This is a genomic window from Enterovibrio qingdaonensis (assembly GCF_028683135.1).
In the GTDB taxonomy this organism is placed as follows: Bacteria; Pseudomonadota; Gammaproteobacteria; order Enterobacterales; family Vibrionaceae; genus Enterovibrio; species Enterovibrio qingdaonensis.
Map to the genome: position 1 here is coordinate 77,457 of NZ_JAJUBB010000003.1, position 13,908 is coordinate 91,364.

General features: G+C 47.7%; 11 protein-coding genes. 3 read left to right on the top strand and 8 right to left on the bottom strand.

Annotated features, from left to right (window positions below; genetic code table 11):
- Position 1: 1 nt before the first annotated feature.
- The 4 genes from uxaC to LRP49_RS05275 form a co-directional block, all read right to left on the bottom strand.
- Positions 2-1,417 (bottom strand): glucuronate isomerase, encoded by a 1,416-nt coding sequence (uxaC, locus tag LRP49_RS05260; protein WP_274140719.1) that lies wholly within the window; start codon positions 1,415-1,417, stop codon positions 2-4.
- 11 nt (positions 1,418-1,428) lie between these two features.
- Positions 1,429-2,895, bottom strand: coding sequence for a fructuronate reductase (locus tag LRP49_RS05265; protein WP_274140721.1), 1,467 nt, complete (start codon positions 2,893-2,895; stop codon positions 1,429-1,431).
- 76 nt (positions 2,896-2,971) lie between these two features.
- On the bottom strand, positions 2,972-4,273 hold the full coding sequence (locus tag LRP49_RS05270) for a TRAP transporter large permease (RefSeq protein ID WP_274140723.1): 1,302 nt from the start codon (positions 4,271-4,273) through the stop codon (positions 2,972-2,974).
- Positions 4,273-4,794, bottom strand: a complete 522-nt coding sequence (locus LRP49_RS05275) for a TRAP transporter small permease (protein WP_274140725.1) — start codon at positions 4,792-4,794, stop codon at positions 4,273-4,275. Before LRP49_RS05275 ends, LRP49_RS05270 begins: the two co-directional genes overlap by 1 nt.
- 309 nt (positions 4,795-5,103) lie before the next feature.
- Here LRP49_RS05275 and LRP49_RS05280 point away from each other — a divergent pair, with 309 nt between their 5' ends.
- The 3 genes from LRP49_RS05280 to uxuA all read left to right on the top strand — a co-directional run bounded on the left by LRP49_RS05280 (position 5,104) and on the right by uxuA (position 8,280).
- On the top strand, positions 5,104-6,090 hold the full coding sequence (locus tag LRP49_RS05280) for a TRAP transporter substrate-binding protein (protein WP_274140727.1): 987 nt from the start codon (positions 5,104-5,106) through the stop codon (positions 6,088-6,090).
- 160 nt (positions 6,091-6,250) lie between these two features.
- Positions 6,251-7,042, top strand: coding sequence for an FCD domain-containing protein (locus LRP49_RS05285; protein ID WP_274140729.1), 792 nt, complete (start codon positions 6,251-6,253; stop codon positions 7,040-7,042).
- Between the two features lie 56 nt (positions 7,043-7,098).
- Entirely contained in the window at positions 7,099-8,280 is a 1,182-nt protein-coding gene (gene uxuA, locus LRP49_RS05290; RefSeq protein WP_274140731.1) for a mannonate dehydratase, read from the top strand.
- 90 nt (positions 8,281-8,370) lie between these two features.
- Here the strand turns inward: uxuA and LRP49_RS05295 are convergent, their stop codons facing one another.
- The 4 genes from LRP49_RS05295 to LRP49_RS05310 form a co-directional block, all read right to left on the bottom strand.
- Positions 8,371-9,162 (bottom strand): ATP-binding cassette domain-containing protein, encoded by a 792-nt coding sequence (locus LRP49_RS05295; RefSeq protein ID WP_274140732.1) that lies wholly within the window; start codon positions 9,160-9,162, stop codon positions 8,371-8,373.
- Complete coding sequence (locus tag LRP49_RS05300; RefSeq protein WP_274140734.1) at positions 9,159-10,217, bottom strand: ABC transporter permease; 1,059 nt, start codon at positions 10,215-10,217, stop codon at positions 9,159-9,161. The genes LRP49_RS05295 and LRP49_RS05300 overlap by 4 nt, the downstream gene beginning before the upstream one ends.
- 86 nt (positions 10,218-10,303) lie before the next feature.
- Positions 10,304-11,326, bottom strand: a complete 1,023-nt coding sequence (locus tag LRP49_RS05305) for a sugar ABC transporter substrate-binding protein (protein ID WP_274140735.1) — start codon at positions 11,324-11,326, stop codon at positions 10,304-10,306.
- A gap of 101 nt (positions 11,327-11,427) precedes the next feature.
- The gene (locus tag LRP49_RS05310; protein ID WP_274140736.1) at positions 11,428-13,908 is read right to left on the bottom strand and encodes an ATP-binding protein; all 2,481 of its coding nucleotides are present in this window, start codon (positions 13,906-13,908) and stop codon (positions 11,428-11,430) included.

The window sequence follows — 13,908 nt, forward strand, 5'->3', positions numbered from 1 at the left end:
TTTAAGACTCCGTTGCATCAAAATAACGCTTGGCGTTCCCGAAACAGATGTCTTCGATCATAGGCGCGAGCATCGACATATCATTGGGGATTTCCCCTTCTTCAACCCAACGCCCGATCATTTGGCATAGGATCCTTCTGAAGTACTCGTGGCGTGTATAAGAAAGAAAGCAGCGAGAATCAGTGAGCATGCCAATGAATTGACTGAGCAAGCCGAGCTGGGCCAATTGGGTGAGTTGGCGCGTCATGCCGTCTTTTTGGTCGTTAAACCACCAAGCAGACCCAAATTGCACCTTGCCTTGAATACCGCCAGATTGAAAGTTGCCCATCATCGTAGCCAACACTTCGTTGTCGGCGGGGTTTAGACAGTAAAGAACTGTTTTAGGCAGCTTGTCGCTTTTATCCATTTCATCGAGTAGTCGAGCGAGCGGCCACCCAATATTACGATCACCAATAGAGTCGAAACCTGTATCTGGCCCCAGTAAGCGGAACATGCGGGTCGAGTTGTTGCGCTGTGCGCCGATATGAAGCTGCATAACCCAGCCTAATCGATGATATTGTTCGCCAAGCCAAACCTGAATGGCAGTGCTGAACTGAGCCACCTGAATGTCGTCAAGAATAAGACCGTTAAGTCGGTCAGAGAGAATTTTGTCGAGTGTCTGCACGGAAGGAATCTCGGCATAACGTATTGTATCTAAGCCATGATCAGCAGCTCGACAGCCAAGTCGGTCAAAATGAGTTAAACGTGAACTTAATGCGATGACAAGATCACTAAAAGTGCAGATAGCGACATCAGAGGCTTGTTCAAGAGCTTGCAAGTAATCGGCAAAGTTATCACGCTCGATGTGAATCACGTTGTCGGGTCGCCAACTCGGTCTGACATCAATATCGAATTCGCTATCTGCATTTATGGCGGCATGATGTTCCAATGAATCAATGGGATCATCAGTAGTACCGACGAATTTGACATTCATTTGTTGCATGATGCCACGAGCAGAAAACCCGGAAGAGGCAAGCTTCTCGTTACATTCACTCCAGATAACTTCGGCAGTTTTAGGACTTAATAGTTTGCCTGTAATTCCAAAAGGGCGTCGAAGTTCGAGGTGAGTCCAATGATAGAGTGGGTTACCCATTGTCATTGGTACTGTTTTTGCCCACGCTTGAAATTTCTCATAATCATCGGCATCGCCGGTGATAAGGCGTTCTTCTATCCCTGCTGCGCGCATACCACGCCATTTGTAATGATCGCGTTCTAACCAAAGTTGCGTGATATTGTCAAACTGTCGGTTATTGGCGATTTCAGCCGGATTGAGGTGACAGTGGAAATCGTAGATTGGCTGTTTGGCTGCATGCTCGTGGTAGAGGAAGCGAGCTGTTTCGTTCAGCAGCAAGAAATCCTCACTCATAAAATGATTCATCAGGTTACATCCTATAGCGACGCGACAGTGGTTTGAGCCCCGTTATCGATTAATGACTGATAGGCTTTTGATACGGCTTCTATCACTTTGGGGCTTTTGCCTATTTCCGATGGGAAGATTGTCTCGATTGCCAAAAGTTCAGGAACCACGGAAGTACGTTGCCCATGCTTTGCGGATATAGAGCAGAGTAATTGCGCCATCGGGTCACGCACATCAATTGCATTGCCTTTTTCATCAACGCCAGAAACGTAGCGCATCCAACCAGCTATACCCGTGGCAATCCATGAAAAATCGCTTCTATTTGCGAGGTGGAACATCAAGCTATTACTCATGCGTTGCGGAATTTTTTGGCTTCCATCCATGGCAATCTGCCACGTCCGGTGCTTCAAGCTAGGGTTACTAAAGCGCTCGATGAGCATGTTTGCGTAGCGTTCGAGATTCGTGCCCACAGGTACTGATAGAGAAGGGGCTTGTGCTTTCATCATCATGTCAAAAGCGGCTTTTCGATAATTCGGATCCCTCATGGTGTCTGATATGTACTCATAGCCACCCAAATAGCCAAGATAGGCTAGGAATGAATGAGTGCCATTCAGCATGCGTAGTTTCATCTCTTCGTAAGGAATCACATCAGCGACAAACTCAGCACCCGCAAGGTTCCAATCCGGGCGTCCCGCTACGAAATTATCTTCAATCACCCATTGACGAAATGGCTCGGTCGCTATTGCGCAAGGGTCGAAAACGCCTAGCAGGTCAGCGATTTCTACCAAGGTCTCCTCAGACGCGGCAGGCACAATTCTATCAACCATAGTACAGGGAAAAGAGACGTTTTCAGCAATCCAAGAGCCAAGTTCAGGGTCGACCAAGTTGGCATACTCGAGTATGGCTGCGCTGGCGACTCGGCCGTTCTCTCGCAGGTTATCGCAGGAAAGTACGGTAAATGCGGGAAGTTTCCGAACCATACGAAGCCTCAGAGCTTGAACGATGTATCCAAGTGCCGACTTTGGCTTGGTTGGGTTATCAATATCATGACGGATATTGGGGGCGTTCCTATCTAGGGTGCCTGATAAAGGGTCAATACAGTATCCCTTTTCCGTGATAGTCATTGAGACAATTGCGACCTGAGACTCTGCCATTTTTTCCAAGATAGCCTCAACACCATCTAAAGCGGGATGTCGAGATTCGCACACAGCACCAATCACTTGTAATGCTGTTGTATCAGCCCCTTTTTCAGCGATGGTATAGAGGTGATCTTGGGCGCGTAAATGTTCAAAAAGAGGAGCATTACTCAGAAGACTGATTTCGCATATACCCCAATCGCTGTTCGTTCTGTGCAACAATTCGTTGGTATATAAAGCTTGATGCGCTCGGTGGAAAGCACCAAAACCCAGATGCACGATCCGACTTTTTAGCTTCTTACGGTTATATGTTGGCAACAATACTCTGTCAGATAACGCGCTATTTGAAATGTTTATATCCATATGATTCGCTTTCTGTTTTAGCGAGATTGGCATTACATGCAATCTCGCTGTCCCTACATCTAAGTTTTCAAATTAATCAGTAGCCTAGAAACACCTTAGGAAGCGTGAGACTCAACTGAGGTATATAAGTGACAAGGCCAAGTGTCAGCACGAGCACGGCGTAGAATGGCAATAGGGGTTTGATGACTTTGTCGATTTTCACTTTGCTTACAGAACACCCTATGAACAAAGCGCTGCCAACAGGAGGCGTACAGATGCCAATACAGAGATTAAAGGTCATCATGATGCCGAAATGAACGGGGTCCATACCCAGTTCCATCGCGATTGGCAGAAAGATTGGCGTGAAAATCAGAAGGGCGGGCGTCATATCCATAAACACGCCAACAACCAGCAAGATGAGATTGATGATCAGCAATACCACGATTGGGTTTTCTGAGACTGTCATCAGGGCGTCACTGATCATGTAAGGGATATCCGCATTTGCCATGGCCCAAGACATGCCCATTGATGCGCCAATGAGTAACAGCACGATTGATGTGGTGACGACAGACTCAAGTACAATGCTTGGTAACTGTCGAAACGACACTTCTCGGTAAAATACAACAGCTAGCAAAAGCGTATAGACAACCGCAATAGCTGAGGCCTCAGTGGCTGTGAATACTCCCCCGATTATACCGCCCATGACTAGGACGATAAGGCCCAAGCTAGGAAGTGCGTCGAGAGTTTTGCGGATTACTTCAGCACGCGTTGGCTTTGGTGAGATAGGGTAGCCACGTCTTTTTGCAATAATGCCAGCGACCAACATCAGGCCGAAACCCATCAGCATGCCGGGTATGTAACCTGCTAGGAATAGTGCTCCGATGGAAGTGCCGCCAGAGATTAGAGAGTAAACAATGAAGGTATTACTCGGCGGAATAAGTAGTCCGGTAGGGCACGAAGTGATATTGACAGCTGCTGAATACGCGGGGTCGTAGCCTTCTTTCTTTTGAAGAGGAGACATTGTGCCGCCCACCGCGGCCGCAGAGGCAACGGCAGAGCCGGAAATAGACCCAAACATCATATTGGCGAGCACATTCACGTGAGCGAGAGACCCCGGTAGTTGCCCACCCATGACCTTTGCGAACTCAATGAGGCGTATAGCAATGCCGCCTTGGTTCATGATATTGCCAGCCAAAATAAAGAAAGGGATGGCGAGAAGTGCAAAACTGTCTAGCCCCGAAGCCATTTTTTGTGAAATTACAGCGATAGCAGCATCAAACGGCAATTGAAGCATGACCGTAAGTAGCGATGCGACGCTGATTGCAAACGAGATGGGCACGCCCAACGCGAGGAAAAAGAAAAAACTACCAAATAATACGATAATGACTTGCCACTCCATTAGCTGTCTCCTTTTGAGGTAGGGAATACTTTGCTAGGCTGACTAATGACTGCGAGATTTGCGGTAATATCTTGAATAAGATAAATAAACATAAAAAAACCACTGAGCGGAATCGCGGCGTAAACCGATCCCATCTCCAAGCCCAGTGCAGGTGAAACTTGTCCGGTTGCAAGTGTTTTCATCATGAGTGTCCCGCCGCCATAGATAAGAATGACAAGCGCAAAGAACAGACATACAAGGTCAATCACCACTTTCAATACGGCTTGTTTACGAGGGTTCTGTTCAAGTTTCATCGAAAGCAGATCGATGGAGAGATGGCGCTTTTTTCCAAGGGTATAAGCCGCCCCCATCAGACCAACCCAGATAAATAAGAAGCGAGCTATTTCGTCTGTTGATGTGCTCGGTGAATTGAGTACATAGCGAGAAAATACTTGCCATACCACACACACCACGAGAAAGCCGCTCAGTGATATGCAAAACAGTGATAGTGCTTTATCCATAATGCTAATCAGTTTTTTCATCATCCTTTCCTTTTAGGCTATAGATGTGAATTGGTCTCACCAAATCGAAAAATTGGTAAACCTAAAGGTCGTGAAAGTATAAATAGAGTTATAATTATGCATAGCGGTCTAGATCACACTAATATTGGTCAGTCCAATTATGGGTCATAACTGTGCATTTGATCAAATAATGAGCGTTTATAATTTGAAAATGGATTTTGGTTAGGCCAATTTAGGAGTGCAATGATAAGTATTGACCCTTTTGGTTAACCATTAACTTTGCTGAACCATACCATTTCCATCAGCAATGATGAGCAACGGAGAATTATTATGTTCAGGAACAAATCAGCAGTTGTAAGTCTTGTCGCTTGCATTGTCGCTGTCATTACGGCTTTACCAACAAGCGCTGCCACTGTACTCAAGCTTAGTCACAATCAAGACAGAAACCATCCAGTACATAAATCAATGAAATTTATGGCGGATGAAGTCAAAGAATTGACCGGTGGAGAAGTGAAGATCCGTATTTATCCAAATGCTCAGTTGGGCACACAACGCGAGTCAATGGAGTTGATGCAGAACGGCGCTCTGCATATGGTGAAATCCAATGCCAGTGAGCTAGAAACGTTTGAGCCAGCTTACGGTACCTTTAATCTTCCTTATATCTTCCGCAATAGAGATCATTACTACCGTGTAATGCAGGGAGACGTCGGCGAGCAGATATTGGCAACATCTTATGACAAAGGCTTTATTGGACTGACCTATTACGATGGGGGATCTCGTAACTTCTATGCGAATAAAGCTATCAATAGTCCAGCTGACTTGGCAGGCATGAAAATACGGGTACAGCCTAGCCCAACAGCTGTTCAAATGATTGAATTAATGGGAGGCTCTCCAACACCTTTGGCTTACGGTGAGCTGTATACAGCCCTTCAGCAAGGCGTTGTGGATGGCGCAGAGAACAATCCCGCTGCGTTGACGTTATCTCGTCATGGTGAAGTTGCCAAAGTATATAGTCAGGATGAACACACAATGATCCCAGATGTACTTCTTATCAGTTCTAAGGCTTGGGATGAGCTAAGTGACAGCCACCAAGGTGCACTTCGACAAGCTGCGAAAAATTCAATGATGTACCACAAAACCCTGTGGGAAGAGATGACGAATGAAGCCATCGATAAGGCTAAGAACAACTTGGGTGTTAAGTTTGTCTCGGTAGAAAAGCAGCCTTTTGTTGACGCGGTTAAACCCATGCACGATGCAGCGTTACAAAATCCAGCTATCGCGAGTTATGTACGTGCCATTGGCGAGCTCGCGGAATAAACCCAGTCAGGGCTTGCTCCGTAGTGAGCCCTTTTGACCAAAAAGTATAAATCAAGCCTTACATCACAGATATTGGTTAACCAATATTTGGTTAACCTTGCAGCAATGCTATGATGCCAGACCAAATAGGTGAGTAGATACAACCAGTAGGCTAGTGAATATGAGCAATGTAACGCGTCTTTATCAGAAAATCGGTACAAAAATCATGGAACAAATTGCGGCCGGTGAATACAAGGTGGGTGATAAATTGCCCCCGGAACGCGACATCGCTGAACAATTGCAAGTGAGTCGCTCAGTTATCCGTGAAGCGCTGATTATGTTAGAGATAAAGGAACTGGTTGAAGTGAAGAAAGGCTCAGGCGTGTATGTGATTAATACGCCTTCGACCTTTTTAAACCAAGCCTCGTTACAGCCTACTGAAAAGGTAACTGGGCAATCGGAATCTGATGAAGATGACGCCGGACCGTTTGAAATGTTGCAGGCCAGACAGCTATTGGAAAGTCATATCGCTGAATTTGCGGCGACACAGGTGACGAAGCATGAAATTTTCCGTCTCCGTGAAGCACTCGAACTCGAGCGTAAAGACTTAGAGGCTGGAAGCAACGACTACGATGGTGACCAAATGTTTCACATAGTCATCGCTGAAGCGACGCAAAACAGTGTGCTCAGCGATATGGTCAAAGACATGTGGGAAAGACGAAATCGCAGCTTAATGTGGCAACAACTTCATGAGCGAATTTCTGATCAGGATTACCGGAAACGCTGGCTTGCCGATCACGAGCGTATCTTCAAGGCATTGGTCCGAAAGGACCCTGTGGCGGCTAGAGAAGCCATGTGGCAGCACTTAGAAAATGTTAAGCAAACTTTGTTTGAACTGTCAGATGTGGATGATCCGAGTTTTGATGGATACCTGTTCAGTTCCTACCCAGTTACGTTGTCACAATCAGAGTAACTACTTAATTCAATAGCATTCTTTACGCTAGAGAAGTGTATCGACAGGATAACGATATGGAACAGACATGGCGTTGGTATGGCCCACACGATCCCGTTTCACTGCAAGATATTCGACAGGCAGGTGCAACAGGGATTGTCACAGCGCTTCACCATATACCAAACGGAGAAATTTGGAGTACTGAGGAGATAGAGCAACGTAAGGCGATCATATCTGAATGTGAAATGGTTTGGTCTGTTGTTGAGAGTGTTCCCGTACATGAAGAGATTAAAACGCGCTCTGGAAACTATAAAAAATGGATTGCTAATTACAAACAAACCCTCGAAAACCTAGCAAAGTGTGGCCTAGATACGGTTTGTTATAACTTCATGCCTGTGCTGGACTGGACGCGCACAGACCTTGAGTTCGAGTTGCCGGATGGCTCAAGAGCATTGAGGTTTGATCATACGGCCTTTGCGGCCTTTGAGCTATTTATCCTAAAACGCCCGGGAGCGGAATTAGAGTATACCCTTGAAGAACAGCAGGAAGCGGCCAGACATTTCGATACGATGACGCAGGCTGATGTTACTAAACTCACTAGCAATATTATCGCGGGTTTACCCGGTGCTGAAGAAGGTTACACATTAGAAGAATTTCAAGCTCGTTTGGATAGCTACAAGCATATAAGTAAGGACAAGCTTAGGGAGCATCTCGCGGCCTTTTTGAAAGAACTGGTGCCTGTGTGTGAGCAATACGGTTTGAAACTTGCAGTGCATCCAGATGATCCACCACGGCCCATACTTGGTCTTCCACGGATAGTATCGACAATAGAAGACATTGAGTGGCTAACGACTCAAGTACCTAGCAAAATGAATGGGATCACCATGTGCACGGGTTCTTACGGAGTGCGAGGTGACAATGATTTGGTGAAAATGATCGAACGCTATGGCGAGCGTATCTACTTCACGCACTTACGCTCTACACAGCGCGAAAATAACCCCAAGACGTTCCATGAGTCGGCGCACTTGGAAGGGGACGTGGACATGTACAATGTGGTCAATGCGTTATTGAAGGAAGAGCATCGCCGTAAGCAAGCTGGAGAAACGCGGCTAATCCCAATGCGCCCAGATCATGGTCACCAAATCATTGATGACCTACGAAAGCAAACAAACCCTGGTTACTCGTGTATCGGTCGCTTGAAGGGATTAGCAGAGCTGCGTGGTTTAGAATTGGCTCTTGAGCGCACTTTCTATAGCTAATCGCACGCTGAATCTTTCGTCACTCAGGGCATTTGATTCCTGCTCTGAGTGACAGTGTTGAGTTTTAATGTGCGTGCGTAATAAGCCAACCTAACTGATTTCTGCGCTGCCTCCTGTGCCGGGTTCCATGGCACCTGTCATAATGGCAACGGCATCAGACATAGTGTGGGTCTTGGGTGAAATGATGTCTACTCGCTTACCCAATCGATGAATATGAACACGATCGGCAACTTCAAACACATGCGGCATATTGTGACTGATAAGCACAACAGGAAGCCCTTTATTTTTCACTTCAACAATGAGGTCCAGAACGCGTCGAGATTCCTTAACACCCAGTGCGGCCGTCGGTTCATCCATGATGACGACTTGTGTCCCAAAAAGGGCGGAACGCGCGACAGCAACGCCTTGCCGTTGACCTCCTGACAGGGTTTCAACCGCTTGGGTGATATCCTGAATGGTCATGAGTCCAAGTTCGGTCAGTTTTTCTTTCGCCTTTTCACGCATGGCTTTTTTATCCAACATCCGAAGCCATTTTCCTCGCCAATCGTTACAACGGATTTCTCTACCAAGAAAGAGGTTATCGGCAATGTTGAGTGCAGGTGCAACGGCAAGGTTTTGGTAAACCGTTTCAATGCCTGCTTCGCGTGCCTGCATGGGGTTGGAAAACTTAACGCGCTCCCCTTCGAGCGTGATTTCACCGGCGTCAGGGACCAACGCTCCAGAGAGGGCTTTGATCAGGCTGGATTTGCCTGCACCATTGTCGCCAATGACCGCTAAGACTTCACCAGGCATCAAATCAAAGTCTGCGCCATCTAATGCGGTCACTCGACCATAGCGTTTTACGAGTCCACGCGCTTGCAGTACAGGTGTTTGTTCTGTCATGACGCGACTCTCCGAATCCATTGGTCAATACTGACCGCGACGATGATCAGCACGCCCACCGTAAATTCCTGCCAAAGCACATCCACGCTGAGCAGTGCGAGTCCGTTTCTAAACACACCGACGATTAATGCGCCGATCAAAGTACCAAAGATGGAGCCTCTGCCACCGAAAAGACTGGTGCCGCCAATTACCACGGCGGTAATGGAATCGAGGTTTGCGGTATAACCAGCCTGCGGGCTAACAGAGCCAATACGGCCAATGAGCACCCAAGCGGCGAGGGCGCAAATGACGCCAGCGATGATATAGATAGACAGCAGAACGCGTTTGGTTCTTATCCCTGCAAGGCGCGCAGCATCGGGATCGTCGCCTGTCGCATAGACGTGGCGCCCCCAAGGCGTCCAATTCAGTGCGTACCAGACGATAATAAACAGTAGCAGCATAAAGATAGAGCTGTACGCGATACGCCCACCAAAGACTTCAATCGTATTACCTAACCACTGAAGTAAAGGCGCTTGTTGGTCGATGACTTGAGAGCGAATGGTTTGGCTGTTTGAATACCAAAGATTCAACGCAAAGAAAATGTTCCATGTTCCAAGCGTCGCAATAAAGGGAGGTAGCTTTACCCGTGACACCAATAAGCCGTTGATCATGCCTGCGATAGCACCTACCGCTATTCCTCCAAGAAATGCGATTGAGGGTGGGAGACCATAGTCTATCGCCAGACGGCCCATAACAACGGACGTCAGCACCATGACTGCGCCCACAGATAAATCAATTCCAGCAGTCAGGATGATCAGTGTTTGCGCGATGCCAATAACGCCAATAATGGTGACCTGTTGCAATACCAGCGAAAGATTGAAGGGGTGAAAGAAGCGATCTCCCACCAAGGTTGAAAACACGACCACTGCCATCACCAGCACCAGAAAGGGGGCCGCTGTTGGGTGATTGTGTAAGTAGAGCTGAATACGTTGCCCGAAGGAAAACGAATAGCCGCTGAGTTCATCGCCAGCCAGCCTCGTTTGGGCTGAGTCCGACGACTTTTGTGGTGAAGACATGAAGAACTCCTGCAAACACGAAAACCACACAGAATGTTTCTAGTAAGGAGGGCGGTTGCCCTCCTCGTTTCGTCTGTCCTCAGTGCTTATCCCCAGCATTTGGACTTGGCGGTTTTGGAGTCTGTGGAGTTAACGCCAGATACAGGTTCGTCGGTGATAAGCTCAACGCCAGTGTCATAAAACGCTTTGCCCGGTGTTGCGCCCGGTTTTACGCCTGATTTCGCGTATTCAACGACCGCAGCAACGCCAAGTGAGGCCATGCGCAGTGGGAATTGCATGGAGGTTGCGCCAATGACTCCTGCCTCCACATTGTCGACGCCTGGGCAGCCACCATCAACGGAAACGACAATAACGTCATCTTCACGTCCAACGGCTTTGAGCGCTTCATAAGCTCCGGCTGCTGCCGGTTCATTGATGGTGTAAACAAGGTTGATGCCGGGATCTTTCTGAAGCAGGTTTTCCATGGCACGGCGGCCACCTTCTTCAGACCCTTGAGTGACATCATTCCCTACGATGCGCGGGTCGTTTTCATCTCGGTTGATATTGGGGTTGTTGGTGTCGATACCAAAACCGGTTAGGAAGCCTTGGTCGCGAGCCACATCAACGGTGATGTTGGCAGTACTCAAATCGAGCAGCGCAATTTTTGCGTCTTTCGCATCGTCCCCCAGTTTTGCTTTGGCCCATTCACCAATCAGTTCGCCGGCTTTAAAGTTATCCGTCGCAAAGGTGGCGTCAGCGATGTTGGCGGGAGAAAACGGCGTGTCTAAAGCGATAACGAGTACACCCGCGTCACGTGCGCGTTTCACGGCAGGCGCGAGAGCGTGAGGATCGCTGGGCGTGATGAGAATACCTTTCGCTCCCGCGGCAACGAGGTTTTCAATAGCCTGTACCTGAGAATCGGTGTCACCGTCAAATCGACCAGCGAAAGAGCTCAGCTTCGCCCCCATGGCATCTGCTTGCTGCTTGGCACCTTCTTTCATTTTGACGAAAAACGGGTTGGTATTGGTTTTTGTGATTAAACCAATCAGGACTTCTTCTGCCATGGCTTGGGTGAAAGGAAGGCTTGCCATCATGGCTGCCAATAGCGATGTTTTTACTATCTTCTTCATACCAGATCTCCTTGAGGTGTCGGTATAAACAACGTGGCAGGGTTTTGCGAATGGACGGTTTCAAGCGCGCTGTTTTTTCGTTCACAATTGAAATAATCCGCTTAACGCGCTGAGTAATAGGAAGAAAGCAATTTAAACAATTGATGATGATTAATCGGTTTTGTGATCAAGGACCACGCTGGGTCGAAATCAAATTGTCCGATAAGGTCGGATTTTGGCAAACCTGACATCAAAAGAACGGGCACAGAAGGGTGCGTTTTTGACAGCTTACGCTTAAATGCCGTGCCGTTGAGGCCTTCTCCCAAATTGATATCACTTAAAATGAGATCTGGTGTGACGCTGTCACAAAAGAGCAGTGCATCTCGTGATGTATGCACACACGTGACTCTGACATTATGTCGTTTTAGTACGTCAATGAGCGGTGTCGCAACGTCTTCATCATCTTCGACCAAGAGAAGGTTAAGGCCAGCCAAGACAACGTTGTTTTCTTCGATAGGTGAGCCGCGAGACGATGTCTTTTCTGTTACAGTGCTGGGGAAAACAAGGGTGAACGTTGTCCCGTGGTTAATCGTAGATTCGACGGTAACGTATCCGTTAGATTGCTCAACAAAGCCATACACCATACTTAACCCTAATCCGCTGCCTTGGCCTTTATCCTTCGTGGTGAAGAAAGGCTCCATCACTTTGTTAAGAAGGTGAGGCGGAATACCTTGCCCCTCATCAAGGATTTCAATGGAGACTGCACTTGGTTCGTCGGCTGATAAACTGCATGAGCGCGTTGAAACCGTGACACGTCCGCCTTCGGGCATGGCGGCATTGGCATTGAGGAGAAGATTCATTAGTGCGCTTTCAAGGCCGTTTTTATCAACAAATATGGTGTGTGGGTCTGCAGCGAGGTTCATGACCAACTGGCTGTTACCTTCTAACGTGTATTCCAACAAGTCAGAAAGCTCCTGCAAGGTGTCTTCTAAGTGAAGGGCTTCAGGGTGAAGCGAAGATTTGCGGCTAAATGCGAGCAATCTGTCGATTAAGTGGCTGCCTTTCTCTGTGACAGTGAGTGCACGGTTGAGGTAAATCCGACTTTCCTCAGAAATACGCGCCGATAGAGACAAGAGTTCGAGGTTGCCACTTAACGCGGAAAGCAAATTGTTAAAATCGTGCGCGATACCGCCAGTCAGTTGGCCCAAGGTTTCCATTTTTTGTGCCTGACGAAGCTGTTGATCGAGTAGTCGCTTTTCGGTTAAGTCGCGATACAAGGTAATAAAACCGCCGGAAGGTATAGGTTGGCTGCGATATTCGATGATTCGACCATCCACAAATTGCCTTTCGAAACTCTGAGGGATGTGTTGTCTTTCATGAGTGCGGGTTGGATCTTCGGTTGTACTTAATGTTTTAGGTAGTAACGATTGCACGCTTTTAATCGACATACCGACAGAGAGTTTGGATTCTTCGATTCCTAACAAAGTGGCATAGCTACTGTTCCAAGCCAGTAAGGTGTCTTGTGCGTCGTAGGCACTCAAACCATCCTGCATTTCATTGAACAAGGTTTCGAGAAGGGTTTTTTGGCTATGTAGGGCTTGAGTTGCGTGTACTTTCTCGATTGCGTTTCGTTGGAACGCTCCAAACGCCTGCGCGAGTTGACCAATCTCATCGTGACGTTCGAGTTCAACGGGGGTTATGGTTGTGTCGCCTTTGGCGAGGTTTAACATCTCTTCTGTGACGAGTTCGAGGTCTTTCGCCATTTTGTTGTTAAACCGAAAGAGATAAAAAACGCCACAGCTAAGGGTGACCAAAATGAACCCCATGACGAGCGTAGCGCGAGTAATCGCTTGTTTTGCGTGTTTTTGCTGTTCACTAACAGATTGCTGGTGGTCACTGACAATGGTTTGTACATAGTCAGCCATGCGATCAGATTGTGCGCGAATGGAAGCAAGCAAGTAGGCATTTTCTTGGCGAAGTTGCTGCACATGTTGAATGCCGCGACTGAGTGCCGCAAATACGGGCATCACAGTATGCCGCTCCTGCGTGGTATCAGAACGCTCGGCAAACAGCGTTACCACGTTATCAATCCACCCTTGAGATATGTAGGTGGGGTTTTGAGAGTAGGCGTCGATAAACGCTCTACCGAATCGATACTTCTGCAGAGGGTCGAGGTTAAATTGCTGCGCCAGTAAATCTTCGCGAATGTAAAGCTCGCGTTCTACGTTACTCATTAGTCGTGTAAGCGACTCTTCGACTTTTGCAACGCGCTGTGAAAGTTCACCTGCATAACGAGGATCGGAAAGGCGGCCAGCTACATCGGATAACGTTTGGATTCTCGTCGCCAGTTTGGCTTTTTCTTCTTGTACTTGAAAGGGACGGGCAGACGTCGCGATATAGGGTGCAAGGGCGGCAATTTGGGCAACGTTTTCTGACAATATCAGCGAGGTTTGGGTATCTACGAGCGTCGTGGATGTCACATCGTCCAGCAGGTGTTGGTTTTGCCAAAGTGTATAGACAGCCACGCTAGCCATGAGCGTCGTTAAAAACAACAGAGCTGATAACGTCATCATGAGGCGAGGGCGAATACTCTGCGCTTGCAT